Here is a 14,822-nt window from a genome sequence, read left to right as displayed (position 1 = left end):
CATCTCTATCATGCCCCTTGAGGGTGCGGATTTCTTGGCCTGTTTCTACATTCCAGAGTTTGATGGTGTTGTCACCACTACTGCTCACCAAAGTCTTGCCGTCGGGACTAAAATTAACGCTTATGACATCTCTATCATGCCCCTTGAGGGTGCGGATTTCTTGGCCTGTTTCTACATTCCAGAGTTTGATGGTGTTGTCACCACTACTGCTCACCAAAGTCTTGCCGTCGGGACTAAAATTAACACTCTGGACAAAGTCATCATGCCCCTCTAAGCGATTGCGTTCACTTTTGCGGTTGAGAAGTTCCTGTAAGGCATTAGTCACCTCCTTGTTGTACGTCTGCTGCTTTTGTAGAATTTTTCCCGCTTTAATCGCTTCGACGAAAGCCTCCAAGTTTTTATGTTCATTCAATAGAGATAAGGAATATCTACCAAGAGACTCAGCTTGATTAAATTCTGCTTGTCTGGTTTTTTGCCAAGCCATCCAACCCAAACTACTACTAACCACCACCGCCACCAAAGAAACCACCGCAATCCTTCGCGCTGTTCTAATTTTTTCGTTTTTTTGTCGTTCTGCTTGACTAATACTCGCCTTAATAAACTCAATCGCCACAGGATCTAAATTAGGCAGAGAATTATTCTTTTGAAACTCAACAATTTTGGCTAACTTAGAACCTCCCCAAAGCTCACTACTCGCTTTTACTGCATCTTGCTTCTGTAAATCATCCCACTGTTTAGCATCAGCATATAAACGACTTCTGAGAACAATTATCTCCTCTTTTTCTCGAATTAAATCCTGTAACACTTTCCAAGAACGTAATAACGCCTCATGCGCTACCTCAACCGTTGCTTTCCCGTCTTCTCCCTTACTCACCAAAAGACGATTATCTATTAATTGATAGAGAACCTCCCTTTGCATTTCCTCCTGTTCAAAACTCGATTTATCCGCCCTTCTGCTAACCGCTTCTTTCTCTTCTAAACTAATTAACTCTAGAAAAATTTCCTCTGCTGCTTTCCTTTGCTGTTCATTAAATTTACCATAAATTTTATCCGCTTGTTTTTCTAGCGCACCCGTTACCCCACCAATCTCTTGATAAGTCTTAATATTTAAAATCCGCTCTTGAATATGATTTTTTTCCCACAATAAATCTAACGTATATTGTAACAGAGGTAAAGAGCCAGCCTGTTCATAAAAATCGGCAATAATTTGATTAATTAATCCCTGTTCAAAAATTACCCCATTTCTCGCCGCCGGTTCAGCAATAGCTAATCTTAACTCACTTTCATCCATATCTGTTAACATCTTGCTATACTGATCATGGATTTTTCCTAAACTGGGATAAGGACTTAATTTATCTAAAAAATCCGCCCTTATCGTCATCACAATTTTAACTAAACTATTATTATTTTGAATTAAATTAACCAAACTTTTAATAAAAATATCCCTTTCTGTCTTCGGTGTACGAGTAAATAATTCCTCAAATTGGTCAATAAAAATAAACCATAAATCAGAATTATTTTTTAATCCTTCAACCACCTTAATTAAAGTATCTTCCTTAACAGCTTGTGCTAACTTTGCTTGGGATTGTGTATATCTATTCCCTAAAAGACAATAAAAAGACTCAAAGGGATTAACATCAGGAACAAAAGTTAAATTAACCAATTTATTCGCGCCAAAATTATCCTTTAACTTAGGAATTAAACCCGCTTGAACTAGAGAAGACTTACCACTTCCCGACGCACCTAAAAGCAATAAAACATTCTTTTGCTTTAAATAATCAGTTAACTCAATAATCCAATTATCTCGCCCAAAAAACCTATCCTTATCATCTACCTCAAACTTCCTTAAACCCAAATAAGGTGAACCCGTAATTAAAGTTTGAGCCTGAATCTCAACTCCTGACTTTTGGGTGATAATATATTGATTGATTACACCGCCACTAATATCACCTGCAATTCCCTTAAATTCACCATCACCGATAAGACCTTTAACATCACCTCCTATTTCTGAATAATAACTTTTATCAGTCATTTTTGCTACCCCAAAATTATTCTTTTAAAGTTAAATTTAAATTGCAGTTTTAGAATTAGCACTCTTTAAGGACTTCCTACTAAACCAAACAATTTAGCCAAACCGCCTAAAATCGTTACAATTAAAGCGACTAAAATCCCTCGACTGACAAACTCTTGATTCTCTAAGCGCTTTTCCAATCCATCAATTTTTCCCTCTAGACGCTTCTCGACACCATCAATTTTTTCCTCCAGACGCTTCTCGACACCATCAATTTTTTCCTCCAGACGCTTCTCGACACCATCGATTTTTTCCTCCAGACGCTTAATTTCACCTTTAACTTCACTAAGTTCAATCTTAATATCAGTAACATCTTTTTGAAGATTGTCTAACTTTTGATTGATTTGAATTAGAAAATCTTTAAGTTCTACCTCAACAGTAATTGACATAAATTTCCCTCCTAAATAATTCTCAACTAATTAATCTTCTGACTAATATTTCCACCACTAATATCTCCTGCAATTCCCTTAAAAGTACCATCTCCCACCATTCCTTTAATATCACCACCAACATTAATATTATACTTACCTGCGGCAAATTCTTCAGGTTTTAATTGCTTGAGTAATGCTTCTGCTGTCTTAATAACCTCTGCATCTCTATCAATTTTTGCTTCAAGTAACTCTTCTTTGAGCAGTGTTTTTACCCCCTCTGAATCTGGTTTTTTCTCATGTTTATCGACGATATCACTATCATCTGTTTTCCCTTTTTCTGCAAATTTCTTCTTAATCAACGCTTTTAAACTCTCATAAGCATCCTTAACGGCTGTTCCTGCCGTATCCTTAGCAGCAGCAACCGCACCAGCAGCCAACGCAGCGAGAATTAGAGAAATTGGTTCCATTGCCTGAGACTCCAAATTAGATATTGCTGACTCAATCTTAGATCAAAGCAAAGTATCTGACGCGATTATGGCGCAGGTATTGGGCGCAAATGGCTTGCTCGTCGGGGTTGTTGGCTACTACTATAAGCTGGACTTAGGGGACTTGCTTGGGAATAATATCCCAGCCAGAAAATCGCTCTGTAGAAGAATCAGACCAGCCAGATAGCATATTATCAAAGCGTAAGTCCCTCAGCTGCGGGGACTCTCGAAGGACTTCCCCCTACTTAGGGTGATCAGCACACTTGAGCGATCGGAGGGCGCAGGTTCCTGGCACTTCTACAGTAACGGATTTTGTCCACAATGTAGGGGCGAACTGCGTTCGCCCAAAAGATACATTATCAAAGCGCAAGTCCCTAATCCCGTTTAGAGCATATTTCATTTAGACGAGAAAGGCTGTACTTAAAAAAATATGGTATGATAGTAAATTGTCAGTTTTACGAAAGCCGATGAAAACGGAAGAGATTATCAAATCAATCGAAGCCGAGTATCTCAAGAGCGATCTGCCCATTATCCATGTCGGTGACACGATCCGGGTAGGGGTGCGAATCGTTGAAGGAGATAAAGAGCGGATTCAGCCCTACGAGGGTATTGTCATCGCCAAACGCCATGGCGGTATCAACGAAACGATTACAGTACGCAAAGTCTTCCAGGGTGTGGGAGTAGAAAGAGTTTTCCTGCTCCACTCGCCCCGGGTTGCCAGTATCAAGATCATCCGTCGTGGTAAAGTACGTCGGGCGAAACTCTACTACCTGCGCGATCGGGTTGGCAAAGCCACCAGGGTCCAAGAACGTTTCGATCGCCCCCTCTAAAAAATTTCCGGCGACAGCCTAACCAAGAAAGTTGCTTAATCGCCAACAACTACGCTATAATAAATAAAGGCCTTAAAAAAGCCCAATAGTTTAGCGAATGGGCGCTCTTAGTTCAGTTGGTAGAACGCAGGTCTCCAAAACCTGATGTCGGGGGTTCAAGTCCTCCAGGGCGCGTTTGGTAATCACCAAGCCGATAATTGCAAAGGACATAATCTAAATGTCTGGGGGTTAGTGTGGGTTGTCCGGTGAAAATGATAAGTTAAGGATAGCTTGAGTATCATTTTAAGGAGTAGCGATCGTGGCCAAAAAAGAAACCCTAGAAAAAGACGCGAGCGACAAGAAAGAGGGAAGCTCCTTTCAGGTCAAGGAATTCGTCAATGAAACCAAAGAAGAACTCGCCAAAGTCGTCTGGCCTTCCCGTCAGCAACTTTTGAGCGAATCGGCGGCGGTGATGTTAATGGTGACTTTAGTAGCCACTCTCATCTATCTAATCGATAAATTCTTTGCCTGGGGTGCGGGGAAGGTGTTCCCATGAATCTAGAAGAAGAGCAGTTTCCCGAAGAACTCAATCTTAGCGGCCTACCGAAAAAACCCCGTTGGTATGCCGTGCAGGTGGCTTCCGGTTGTGAGAAACGGGTCAAAGCTAATTTGGAACAGCGCATCCACACCCTCGATGTGGCCGATCGCATTCTACAAGTCCAGATTCCCCAAGCGGCCACCGTCAAAGTCCGCAAGGATGGTTCACGGCAACACGGCGAGGAAAAAGTCTTCCCGGGTTATGTCCTGATCAGAATGATCATGGATGATGATGCTTGGCAGGTGGTGAAAAACACCCCCCATGTGATCAACTTTGTCGGGGCCGAACAAAAACGGCACTACGGACGCGGCCGCGGTCACGTCACCCCGCTACCCTTGAGTATGTCAGAAGTCGATCGCATCTTCAAACAAGCTCAGATTCAAGAACCCGTCGTCAAAATCGATATGGAAGTTGGCGATCAAATCTTGGTTCTATCCGGTCCATTTAAGGACTTTGAAGGGGAAGTGATCGAAGTTAGTCCCGAGCGCGGCAAACTCAAGGCCCTGCTCTCCATTTTTGGTCGGGATACCCCGGTCGAATTGGAATTTAATCAAGTCGAAAAACAAAACTAAATCATGGCTAAAAAAGTCGTCGCAATTATTAAACTAGCTTTACCTGCTGGTAAGGCTAACCCTGCTCCTCCGGTCGGTCCTGCTTTGGGTCAACACGGGGTAAATATTATGGCGTTTTGTAAAGATTACAACGCTAAAACCGCCGATCAGGCCGGGATGATCATCCCTGTGGAAATCTCCGTTTTTGAGGATCGGAGTTTTACCTTTGTCCTCAAAACTCCCCCCGCTTCCGTTCTCATCCGTAAAGCGGCTGGTGTGGAAAGAGGTTCCAACGAACCTAACAAGAAATTTGTCGCCACCATTACCCGCGACCAATTACGCGAAATCGCCCAAACTAAAATGCCCGATCTTAACGCTAACGACATCGAAGCGGCCATGAATATTGTGGCGGGAACGGCCAGAAATATGGGTGTCAAGATCTCAGACTAAATCTTATTACGGGGAGAAGTTAAGCTTCGTTATTACCCAAGGAGCAACAAATCAGATGGTAAAAAAAGTTTCACGACGTTTGCGAGATGCCCAGGCTAAGGTAGAAAATAAAGCCTACGAGCCATTAGAGGCACTAACATTATTAAAGGAATTAGCGACGGCGAAATTCGACGAAACCGCCGAAGCTCATATTCGTTTAGGCATCGATCCTAAATATACCGACCAACAACTGCGGACAACGGTAAGTTTACCCAAAGGAACCGGACGCACGGTGCGAGTAGCGGTCATTACTCGCGGGGAAAAGGTACAGGAAGCGAACAACGCCGGGGCCGATATCGTTGGTTCGGAAGAATTAATCGAAGAAATCGCCAAGGGGATGATGGATTTCGAGGTTTTGATCGCCACCCCCGATATGATGCCGAAGGTGGCTAAATTAGGTCGTCAACTCGGTCCACGGGGTTTAATGCCTTCACCGAAAGGGGGAACCGTAACCACGGATTTAACGGGAGCGATCTCTGAGTTTAAAGCGGGTAAATTAGAATTCCGGGCCGATCGCACTGGGATCGTTCACGTTCAATTTGGTAAAGCTTCTTTTAGTGCTGAGGATCTGTTAGTCAATTTGAAAGCTTTACAGGAAACGGTGGACAGAAACCGGCCTTCCGGGGCCAAGGGGCGTTACTGGCGCACGGTTTACGTTTCTTCCTCCATGGGGCCATCGATTCAAGTGGATATTAGCGCCCTGCGGGATCTGAAATTAGCAGAAGGTTAATGACAGTTATTTTTCTCTGAAAAAGCCTCCAAGGGATTGGGGGTGTTTTTTTGGCTTGATCGCCCGATTGATATAGAATCAAAAGGCTACACTCAAGATTAATCGCTTGAATTGTTCTCTTGTATCTGTTCTTAAAGCCAGCGTGTGGATTGTAGATTCCCCTAATACCCGTATTTTAGCCCCTAGTGCGATCGCTCTTGGTAACTTTGATGGTTTGCACCTAGGTCATCAAACCGTCCTACAGCCAATTTTTCAGGATGAATCCGCTTATCCCACCGTTGTTAGTTTTACTCCCCACCCGCGGGAATTTTTTACGGGGGAAAAATGGCAGTTATTAACTCCTCTAGGGGAAAAGGTGGAGGTTTTAGAGAATTTAGGCGTTAAACAATTAGTTTTACTGCCTTTCTCTGCTCAATTAGCTTCCCTGACTCCCTTGGCTTTTATCGAACAGATTTTAGTAGCAAAATTACAGGCTAAATCGATCAGTGTTGGTCAAGATTTCCGCTTCGGTTATCGTCGTCAAGGTACAGCCGAAGATTTATTACAGATCGCCTCTCAATTTAATATTAAAGTCGAGATTGTTGGTTTAAAAAACTGTGGGGCGGGTCGGATTAGTAGTTCCCTAATTCGTCAAGCTTTGGCAGCGGGAAACGTTGAGCAAGCCGGGCAAATGTTAGGTCGTCCCTATAGTTTAACCGGTCGCGTGGTCGTCGGGCAACAACTGGGCAGAACATTAGGTTTTCATACCGCTAATCTACAGGTTCCTCCCGATAAATTATTGCCGCGATTCGGGGTTTATTGCGGTTGGGTGCATCTCGATGGTTCTCGCTTACCGGCAGTTATGAACATCGGTTATCGTCCCACAATCGAGGGAAAAACTATCAGTGTGGAAATCCATTTATTGGATTGGTCGGGCTATGTATATGATCGCATTTTAACGATGGATTTAGTGGAATTTCTGCGACCAGAACAAAAATTTAATTCTCTCGATCGATTAAAAAATCAGATCGAGATAGACTGCGATCGCTCTCGATTAATTCTAACTTCTGTAACTGACAACTGCTAATATTTTTGGTATTCTCTTTCCACTTTACCCACCGCTTTCAATAAAGGAGAATCGAGGGAATCGATCCAATCAGCTACTTCTCGCGCTAATCCTAGGGTAACAATGCCTTGAGACGGTGGTAATTGACCAGCTAACGCCTGACTTTTGATGGTTTTCAGGACAGAAATTAAACCCTCAATCCGAGTCGATATTTTTGTTTCCCGCATCTGTTCGGCCACGGTAATAGCTTGGTCAATTGATTGAATTAATTCCCTCATGTTCGTTTCCATAATATTCTAGCGACAGGAAAGAGATGTAACCGTTATTGCTCGCCCCTCTCCCCATTGTATATTGGCATCTCGCGAGTCTTTAATAAAAGTTTGCTGACCACCACCGGGATAACAATCAGCCGGATTCTGGGGGGCAACAATTCCTTGATAAACCGTTGTTCCCGCAGGTAAAGTCACCGATACTACTTTAGTCGCTTGATTGGGAGGATTCCACTTTTGATCGAGGGCTAAATTTCTGATCACCTCCACATTGGTGGTATATTGATCCGTGGTTAGAAAACGACCTTTTTTGTAATTTTCGTCACTATAATAACGGAAGAAAGTCTGGGGTTTTTCTAGGGTAATTGCCTGACATTCACTATTGCGAAAAGTGATGGCAAGATCTGGAGGAAGGGGACAGGAAGGAGCCTGATCTTGAGCCAATATTTTCCGAGAATTGAAAGTCAAATTTTCGGGTAAACTATTGGTTAATGTACTGGCAGCGATTCCTAAAACAAGACTAAAAACGAGTGAACTGGCTTTCATCTTCACTGATTAAGAGAAATTCTTCTCGATTTTACCGTACTGAACCGACTTAAAATCTTGATTTCGCCCACTGGCAACAATTCTTAACTAATTTTCTCCCTGCTCGCCACCCTAACCCCGATTAGCTCCCTAGTAGAAAATTTCCCGCCATTGTCTGTCAACTTTTCTTGCTAGTGTGGGCAAATTAGGAAAAGAATCGTTAAGATCAAAAAAACTTAACATTAATCTTCTTGACAAAATACCCCATCTGTACTATGAGAGACGCTATTGATATTTTGATGGAAAATTTGAGCCAGAGCATCGTCGGCCAAACCGAATCGATTCGCATTGTGCTGGTGGCTTTGCTCAGTGGTGGTCACGCTCTCCTGGAAGATGTACCCGGAGTCGGCAAAACCCTGTTAGCTAAATCCTTAGCGCGTTCAATTAACGGTCGTTTCCAACGGGTACAATGCACCCCCGACCTCCTCCCCAGTGATATCACGGGAACGACGATTTGGAACCCCAACAGTCGCGAATTTGAATTTATCCCTGGCCCCGCTTTTGCTAACGTCCTGTTGGCCGATGAAATCAACCGGGCCACTCCGCGCACCCAATCGGCACTTCTAGAAGTCATGGAAGAAAAACAAGTTACCGTCGATGGAGAAGCGCGGCCGGTCCCCCAACCTTTCTTTGTTATCGCCACCCAAAATCCGATCGAATATCAAGGCACTTTTCCGCTTCCAGAAGCACAAATGGACCGTTTTGCCGTTTGCCTGAGTTTGGGTTATCCCAGCGCAGCAGAAGAATTAAAAATGTTACAAAGACAGCATTCTCAAGAGACGGTTAAATCCCTAGAAGCTTGTATTTCCTTAGAACAGGTGGGAGAATTGCAAAGATTAGTCAGTCTGGTCAAGGTAGCTCCTGCTTTACAGCAATATATCGTCGATTTAGTCCGCGCTACCCGTGATCATGAAGATATTAGTTTAGGAGTCAGTCCCCGGGGTTGTGTGGTTTTGCAAAAAGCAGTTCAAGCTTACGCTTTCCTCGAAGGTCGCGATTATGCTATCCCCGATGATGTTAAGCTGATTACTCCCTACGTCTTCTGCCATCGTCTGATTCCTAGTCACGGTCGTCAAGCTAAAGTTATCGTGGAAAGACTTCTGCAATCGGTGGCGATCGAGGATCGCATCTGTGCCTGAACTACTTTAAACCTCTAGCGGGGGAATAACAACGACTAGCAATTAAACCCAAAACTAACCACCATAGGGTGCTAACTTGGGGACGATACCAAACTGTATCAAAGAAACCGTGGGCAAGAATTCCGGCCATAGCGGCAATTGCCCCGATTAACCAAAAGCCTTGACTATCCATTTTATCGCGTAAAAGTTTAATTTGATGGATGCCTTGGCCGATAGTCGTAACTAATAACCAGAGGAAACAGGTAAAACCAATAATTCCCGTTTCTACCATGATTTCTAATAGCACAGAATAGGCACTTAAAGCCGTGTATTTTGGCTTCATGAATAGGGGGTAAATTTTCTTAAAAGCATCATTACCCGGTCCGATGCCCAAAAGCGGATAAGTTTGAATCATTCGGATAACTGCATCCCAAACATTAATCCGAAAGTTATTACTACTATCTTCCCGGCCAGCAAAAATACTCATCACCCGAATTCGCAGCGGCTCCACCAATAAAATCGCCCCTAAAACCACCACGGCTAAACCCCCTAAAACTAAGGGTAAAAGCCATGTTTGCCAAAATAACGGTAGATAACTTTTGAACCAATAAAATAATAGCAATAAGAAGACAATTCCTAAGACCATCAAACCAATCCAACCGCCACGACTCTCGGTAAAAAATAAACAAGCACCATTGGCTAAAGTTAATAAAGCCGCTAAAATTTTCGGTAGCCATCCCTGCCACACAAACAAGGCTGCACCGCTAAAAGCAATACCGGGTAATAAATAACTAGCTAATAAATTAGGATTACCGAGATAACTATAAACCCTAGTATCTCCCGCTAATTCTGAAGTGGGATCGTTCCAAGTTGCTAACTGTTCCGCACCAAAAATTTGCTGACGAATGCCGTAAACACTGACTGCTAAGGCGGTTAAAACTAAAGTAGTCAGAATCCAATTTGTCTGGCGTGGTGATCGCATGATTCGGGCGGTAAAAGCAAAAAAGATTAGATTGAGAGTTAATTTAATTAATCCTTCCAAAGCTGCGGTTTTAACGGGAGAAAAAGCCGTAGAAACCGTGGCAATTCCCCAGTATAAAAGCACTAGAATATGAATCGGTGTCACCCCGATTTTGCCTTCATCCACAAGGGTTAAGAGTAGCCAATAACCCGCTATTGCTAACAATAAAAAACCAATTTGACTGGTGGAGAAAAACGGCGCAGTGGCGATAAGGAGAGAGATTAACAGCGCACCCATCAGTTCTGTCCACTCCACAAACCGGCTACCCTGTCGCCATTGACTAAAAAGGCCGACGAAACGATGCAGATAGCTATATTTTGACCAAGAAGCGGGGGAAAAGTTCAGTAGGGTGATTTGTTTCCAAAAAGCATTCATATGGTTTTTAGTTGCGGTTGTCACCGGCAAACTTTGATTAAGATACCGATTGTATCTTAATTGTTGACTCTTGGGAGCGAAAAGAGTTTCAGTCTGGTGTCTTAGGGCAGCTTCACACAGTCAAAACCGGATAGCATAACCAGTCTAAGTATGGGGTGAACGTAAAGCTTGACCTAAACGAGTTAAGCCTTGGGAACAGTCAAAACGATCGAGATGTACTTCAATAAATGATAGGCGATCGATGTTACCCTGGGCAATCGATAAAGCCTTTTCTAATTCCCCTTCTGTCCTGACTTGACAACTCCAACTTTCCCCGTTAAATACTGCCGGTAATTGGTGATATTTCCACGGTTGTAGATCATTATAAATATTATCCTGAATTACCCGCTCGATCGTGTAACCGTCGTTATTAATTAAAAAGATAATTGGATTGAGATGGTGACGGATAATTGTCGAAAGTTCTTGGGCAGTCATTTGAAAAGCACCATCCCCCACAAAGACGATAGGACGAGTATTGGGTGCGGCAAAAGCTACTCCTAAACAGGCGGGAATTGAATAACCAATAGAGAGATAAAATGCTTGACCGATAAAGTCGGTTTTTTGTGGCATTAATAAATCAATTGTGGCAATAATTGCGTCCCCTGTATCGGAAATAACAAAAGATTCTTGAGCGATAAAATGATTCATTCGCTCATAAAAACGAGCATTAGTTAATTTTTGCTCTGGCACGGGTAGGAATTCTAAATCCTTCAATTCGGCCGCGGGTTTAATCTCTAGTGTAGCCGCTTCTTTGTGACTTAGCTTATCAATTAAACCATCGATAAAATTCCCTAGAAATACTGGTTGATAGAAGTGATGTTTAATTTTTACCTTCTCGGAATTGGCATTAATCAAATTATTGGGATTTAAATTAGCCGTAAATCCCCCTAAATTCATATCGGACATGATCGCCCCTAAACAGAGGACACAATCGGCATTTTCCACCCGTTGACTAACGTATTCGCGACTTAATGCCCCCACATAAGTGCCGATAAATTGCGGATGCATTTCCGAAATTGACGACTTACCTAAAATAGTGGTGGCTAAGGGATAACCCGTTACTTCTAAAAGTTTCAGCAACTTATCCTGGAGTTTAAACCGATGGAATTCTACCCCTGCTAAAATAATTGGTTTTTCCGCTTTTTCTAATAAAAAAGCCGCTTCTTCAATGGCTTCTTCTAAAGCGGCGGCATCCGTGAGATTATCGGTTAAATAAATTGGCTTTTCTGAGGGGATACAGGGACGATAGACTAGATCCCGGGCAATTTCGATATACACGGGACGTTTGTGATGCAAACAAGCGGCTAAAGTTTGATCGATTTGACTGGCTGCTTGGGCAGAATTAGTGAGAATAACCGAGGCAACCGTGACTTTTTCCATGATGGACAATTGCAGATTATAATCGCCCGTGGTGTGGTGTAATAATAAATTATCCCGGCGAATCGAGCGATCGGAAGCCCCACTAATTACCACCAAGGGAACTCTTTCAGCGTAAGCACCGACCACAGCATTAACAAGGCTAAATCCCCCGACTCCGTAGGTGACACAGACAGCGCCCATACCTTTGACTCGCGCGTAGGCATCGGCGGCATAACCTGCGTTAAGCTCATTACAGGTGCAAACTAATTCGATCGGACTTTCCACCAAAACATCCATCAAATCGAGGACATAATCCCCCGGCACCCCAAAAATATGATTAACCCCTAAATTATGGAGACGCTGGAATAAATATTCGCCGATGGTGATCATAGCAATTTTCTCCCCTATGTTGGCACTTTCACGCCGATCATAGCGATTTTTTAAAAAAATAGGCTAATGTCCAGTAATGAACTAGAAAGTAAAAATCAGCAGACTCTAATTAAGTAGCTGTTTGCAATTAAATAGAAGATAGGTTTTGCACTCGATCCCCCCTGCCCCCCTTAATAAGGGGGGTGCCGACAGGCGGGGAGATCTTAGAGTTTTTTACGCCCATCTAATTATATCTAGGCACTGGTGATCAATGCTATAGTATAAAATCTAGGGTTTTTCTCTTGGGTATAAAAAATATCTGCGGTACTTTTTCAGGTATAATTTTCACAGGAGATTCCCTAAAACTTTCGACTTAACTAAGGCTGACTGTTAATGATTTTTACTGAATTAGTTTTGCAAAATTTCGGTCCCTACGCCGGTCGTCAAGTGATTAATTTACGTCCTGAAAAAGATAACAATCCCTGTCCGATTATCCTTTTAGGAGGCATGAATGGGGGCGGTAAAACTACTTTAATGGATGCGATTCGTTTGGCTTTGTACGGTGCGCGGGCAAAGTGTTCTACTCGCAATAATTTAAGTTATGCCGAGTTTCTCAGTCAAGCAGTTAATAATCAAGCTTCCCTCATCGATCAGGCTAGAATAGAACTGGCTTTTGAACATCTAGTTAATGAACAATGGCGACAATATCGTATCGTTAGGTACTGGACAAAACAGCCTAAAGATGGTAAGGATACCCTCGGTATTTTAGATGAAGATTGGCCCGATCCCGCCTTAGCTAATACTTGGGATGAATATATTGAAACTTTATTACCTTTGGGTATTTCTAACCTCTTTTTATTTGATGGGGAACAGGTAAAAGAATTGGCAGAACAGGATGTACCTCCTGACAGCGTTAAGGATTCGATGCAGACTTTATTAGGGTTAGAATTAGCGGAAAGATTAGCAGTTGATCTCGATATTTTAGCTAGTCGCAAGCGCCGGTTATTAGCAGCAGAAAATGAACTGGCAACTATTGAAGCTATTGAGAAAAAATTAGCCCAGTACCAAGAAGATTTAGAATTGGCTAGGCAAGAGATGGAAACTCAACAAAAAAATTTAGATTTGGTTAGAAATGATTTTGATGCAGTCTCGGATAAATTTCGTATTGATGGCGGGAAAATTGCCGCCGAAAGAAGTCAATTAGAGAGCAGAAAAAAGGATTTAGATAAAAAGTTAGATAAACAGAGAGAGTATTTAGGTCAATTGGCGGGGGAATTTTTACCATTAAAGTTAATTTTTCCTCTCCTAGAAGCGGCTAAAATTCAGGGAGAAAAAGAGCTAAAATTTCAATCGTCTCAAGTCGCTCAATCGGTTTTAGAATCCAGAGATAAAAAGTTACTTGCTTATTTAGAACAACTGAATTTAACTTTAGAACAATTAGACAATATTAGAGAATTTTTACAGCAAGAAAATCAGTTTTTAGCTGAGGATGGCGATTCTTTGATTACTCCTTACTTAGATTTAGACGAGGAGGCGATCGAGTTATTAAATCGAGTCTTAACCCATCAATTACCGGCACAAATTAACCTCGCTCATCAAGCAATAGAACAATTAAGAAATCTGGAAGCTGACTTAGATAATTTAGAGCGAGAATTAGCAGTAGCAGCCTCTCCCGAAGAATACGAAACCCTGAGTAATAACTTAAAAACTGCTCAAAAAAAGTATCTAAATGCTCAAGCGGAATACGAGCAAAGCCACAAAAATTATGAGGAAATCAAAAAGAAAATTGAGAAAACTAAAAAAGAATTATTTGCCTATAGTGAGAAAGCTTTAGAATCGCAAAGTAACGAACATATCGTCAATGCTATTGTCAAAGCACAGCAAACTTTAAAAGTATTTAAAGAACGCTTAACTTTAAAAAAATTAAATAGATTAGAGGGAGAAGTGGCGGAATGTTTTCGTTATTTATTGCATAAGTCCGATCTAGTTCAGAAAATAGCGATCGATGCCGATACTTTTGGTCTATCTCTCTTTGGTCCCGATGGACAAAATGTGCCTAAACACCGTCTTTCTGCCGGAGAAAAACAACTATTAGCGATCGCTTTTTTGTGGGGATTAGCGCGAGTCTCCGGACGAGATTTACCCATCGCTATCGATACACCCCTCGGACGCTTAGATTCTTCCCATCGCCATAATTTAGTTGAACGTTATTTTCCCGCTGCTTCCTCTCAAGTCATCCTCCTTTCTACCGATACAGAAATCGGACAAAATGAGCTACTCTTATTAGAAGAACAGGAAGTAATCGCCAGAAAATACCTGCTAGAATACAATTCCCAACAACGTCAAACCACTATTCACCCCGACCGCTACTTTTGGTAAAATTATGACTGAGATAAATTCCCCAAAAATCCTCCCCCGATTAACTTGAGACATCGGGTATTACTTTCGATTTTATCAGTCAATCCAAGCTTTTGGGGGGATCAGCACCCCCCTTATCAAGGGGAGATTAAGGGGGGTGCCATATTCAATTTAATTATA

General features: G+C 42.3%; 15 protein-coding genes and 1 tRNA gene. 9 read left to right on the top strand and 7 right to left on the bottom strand.

The annotated features are described in order from the left end of the window. The 3 genes from IM462_RS12300 to IM462_RS12290 all read right to left on the bottom strand — a co-directional run. On the bottom strand, positions 1 to 2,032 hold a 2,032-nt coding region (locus IM462_RS12300), incomplete at its 3' end, for an nSTAND1 domain-containing NTPase (RefSeq protein ID WP_287703773.1). A 65-nt stretch (positions 2,033 to 2,097) separates the two neighbouring features. Next, positions 2,098 to 2,460 carry a coiled-coil domain-containing protein gene (locus IM462_RS12295; RefSeq protein ID WP_002763821.1) on the bottom strand — a complete coding sequence of 121 codons (363 nt, stop codon included), beginning with the start codon at positions 2,458 to 2,460 and terminating at the stop codon, positions 2,098 to 2,100. A 26-nt stretch (positions 2,461 to 2,486) separates the two neighbouring features. Then, the gene (locus tag IM462_RS12290; protein ID WP_287658530.1) at positions 2,487 to 2,909 is read right to left on the bottom strand and encodes a Het-E N-terminal domain-containing protein; all 423 of its coding nucleotides are present in this window, start codon (positions 2,907 to 2,909) and stop codon (positions 2,487 to 2,489) included. A 485-nt stretch (positions 2,910 to 3,394) separates the two neighbouring features. Here IM462_RS12290 and rplS point away from each other — a divergent pair, with 485 nt between their 5' ends. The 7 genes from rplS to IM462_RS12255 all read left to right on the top strand — a co-directional run bounded on the left by rplS (position 3,395) and on the right by IM462_RS12255 (position 7,170). Then, a complete protein-coding gene (rplS, locus tag IM462_RS12285; RefSeq protein ID WP_002738040.1) occupies positions 3,395 to 3,757 on the top strand; it encodes a 50S ribosomal protein L19 in 363 nt (120 codons plus the stop codon). A 101-nt stretch (positions 3,758 to 3,858) separates the two neighbouring features. Then, a tRNA-Trp gene (locus tag IM462_RS12280) sits at positions 3,859 to 3,931 on the top strand. A 124-nt stretch (positions 3,932 to 4,055) separates the two neighbouring features. Continuing rightward, complete coding sequence (secE, locus tag IM462_RS12275) at positions 4,056 to 4,292, top strand: preprotein translocase subunit SecE (protein WP_002737505.1); 237 nt, start codon at positions 4,056 to 4,058, stop codon at positions 4,290 to 4,292. After that, on the top strand, positions 4,289 to 4,906 hold the full coding sequence (gene nusG, locus IM462_RS12270) for a transcription termination/antitermination protein NusG (RefSeq protein ID WP_287703771.1): 618 nt from the start codon (positions 4,289 to 4,291) through the stop codon (positions 4,904 to 4,906). The genes secE and nusG overlap by 4 nt, the downstream gene beginning before the upstream one ends. A 3-nt stretch (positions 4,907 to 4,909) precedes the next feature. Continuing rightward, entirely contained in the window at positions 4,910 to 5,335 is a 426-nt protein-coding gene (gene rplK, locus IM462_RS12265) for a 50S ribosomal protein L11 (protein WP_002735897.1), read from the top strand. A 55-nt stretch (positions 5,336 to 5,390) separates the two neighbouring features. After that, positions 5,391 to 6,104 (top strand): 50S ribosomal protein L1, encoded by a 714-nt coding sequence (gene rplA, locus IM462_RS12260; RefSeq protein ID WP_194014296.1) that lies wholly within the window; start codon positions 5,391 to 5,393, stop codon positions 6,102 to 6,104. A gap of 142 nt (positions 6,105 to 6,246) precedes the next feature. Further along, a complete protein-coding gene (locus tag IM462_RS12255) occupies positions 6,247 to 7,170 on the top strand; it encodes a bifunctional riboflavin kinase/FAD synthetase (protein WP_287703778.1) in 924 nt (307 codons plus the stop codon). Here IM462_RS12255 and IM462_RS12250 read toward each other — a convergent pair. Both IM462_RS12250 and IM462_RS12245 read right to left on the bottom strand, forming a co-directional pair. After that, entirely contained in the window at positions 7,167 to 7,439 is a 273-nt protein-coding gene (locus IM462_RS12250) for a hypothetical protein (protein WP_043997626.1), read from the bottom strand. The genes IM462_RS12255 and IM462_RS12250 overlap by 4 nt on opposite strands. A 6-nt stretch (positions 7,440 to 7,445) precedes the next feature. Next, on the bottom strand, positions 7,446 to 7,964 hold the full coding sequence (locus IM462_RS12245) for a hypothetical protein (RefSeq protein WP_002761128.1): 519 nt from the start codon (positions 7,962 to 7,964) through the stop codon (positions 7,446 to 7,448). A 254-nt stretch (positions 7,965 to 8,218) separates the two neighbouring features. On the opposite strand from IM462_RS12245, the gene IM462_RS12240 reads away from it, so the two are divergent. Beyond that, positions 8,219 to 9,142 carry an AAA family ATPase gene (locus IM462_RS12240; RefSeq protein WP_287703769.1) on the top strand — a complete coding sequence of 308 codons (924 nt, stop codon included), beginning with the start codon at positions 8,219 to 8,221 and terminating at the stop codon, positions 9,140 to 9,142. Between the two features lies 1 nt (position 9,143). Here the strand turns inward: IM462_RS12240 and IM462_RS12235 are convergent, their stop codons facing one another. Both IM462_RS12235 and IM462_RS12230 read right to left on the bottom strand, forming a co-directional pair. Further along, positions 9,144 to 10,517: an IctB family putative bicarbonate transporter gene (locus IM462_RS12235; RefSeq protein WP_287703775.1), complete on the bottom strand. Its 1,374-nt coding sequence runs from the start codon at positions 10,515 to 10,517 to the stop codon at positions 9,144 to 9,146. Positions 10,518 to 10,661: 144 nt separating this feature from the next. After that, positions 10,662 to 12,305, bottom strand: a complete 1,644-nt coding sequence (locus tag IM462_RS12230; RefSeq protein WP_287703767.1) for an alpha-keto acid decarboxylase family protein — start codon at positions 12,303 to 12,305, stop codon at positions 10,662 to 10,664. Between the two features lie 372 nt (positions 12,306 to 12,677). Here IM462_RS12230 and dndD point away from each other — a divergent pair, with 372 nt between their 5' ends. Next, positions 12,678 to 14,663, top strand: coding sequence for a DNA sulfur modification protein DndD (dndD, locus tag IM462_RS12225; RefSeq protein WP_287703765.1), 1,986 nt, complete (start codon positions 12,678 to 12,680; stop codon positions 14,661 to 14,663). Positions 14,664 to 14,822 lie beyond the last annotated feature (159 nt).

Origin of the sequence: Microcystis sp. M144S2 (genome assembly GCF_020246065.1) — a bacterium.
GTDB lineage: Bacteria > Cyanobacteriota > Cyanobacteriia > Cyanobacteriales > Microcystaceae > Microcystis > Microcystis ichthyoblabe_A.
Note: the sequence above shows the minus strand (reverse complement) of the source record. Positions and strands in the feature narration are given on the sequence as shown.

Bases quoted from the DNA above. Each gene is read 5' to 3' on its own strand.
- IM462_RS12295 (WP_002763821.1), bottom strand. From the start codon at position 2,460: ATGTCAATTACTGTTGAGGTAGAACTTAAAGATTTTCTAATTCAAATC.
- IM462_RS12290 (WP_287658530.1), bottom strand. From the start codon at position 2,909: ATGGAACCAATTTCTCTAATTCTCGCTGCGTTGGCTGCTGGTGCGGTT.
- rplS (WP_002738040.1), top strand. From the start codon at position 3,395: ATGAAAACGGAAGAGATTATCAAATCAATCGAAGCCGAGTATCTCAAG.
- nusG (WP_287703771.1), top strand. From the start codon at position 4,289: ATGAATCTAGAAGAAGAGCAGTTTCCCGAAGAACTCAATCTTAGCGGC.
- rplK (WP_002735897.1), top strand. From the start codon at position 4,910: ATGGCTAAAAAAGTCGTCGCAATTATTAAACTAGCTTTACCTGCTGGT.
- rplA (WP_194014296.1), top strand. From the start codon at position 5,391: ATGGTAAAAAAAGTTTCACGACGTTTGCGAGATGCCCAGGCTAAGGTA.
- IM462_RS12250 (WP_043997626.1), bottom strand. From the start codon at position 7,439: ATGGAAACGAACATGAGGGAATTAATTCAATCAATTGACCAAGCTATT.
- IM462_RS12245 (WP_002761128.1), bottom strand. From the start codon at position 7,964: ATGAAAGCCAGTTCACTCGTTTTTAGTCTTGTTTTAGGAATCGCTGCC.
- IM462_RS12240 (WP_287703769.1), top strand. From the start codon at position 8,219: ATGAGAGACGCTATTGATATTTTGATGGAAAATTTGAGCCAGAGCATC.
- IM462_RS12235 (WP_287703775.1), bottom strand. From the start codon at position 10,517: ATGAATGCTTTTTGGAAACAAATCACCCTACTGAACTTTTCCCCCGCT.
- IM462_RS12230 (WP_287703767.1), bottom strand. From the start codon at position 12,305: ATGATCACCATCGGCGAATATTTATTCCAGCGTCTCCATAATTTAGGG.
- dndD (WP_287703765.1), top strand. From the start codon at position 12,678: ATGATTTTTACTGAATTAGTTTTGCAAAATTTCGGTCCCTACGCCGGT.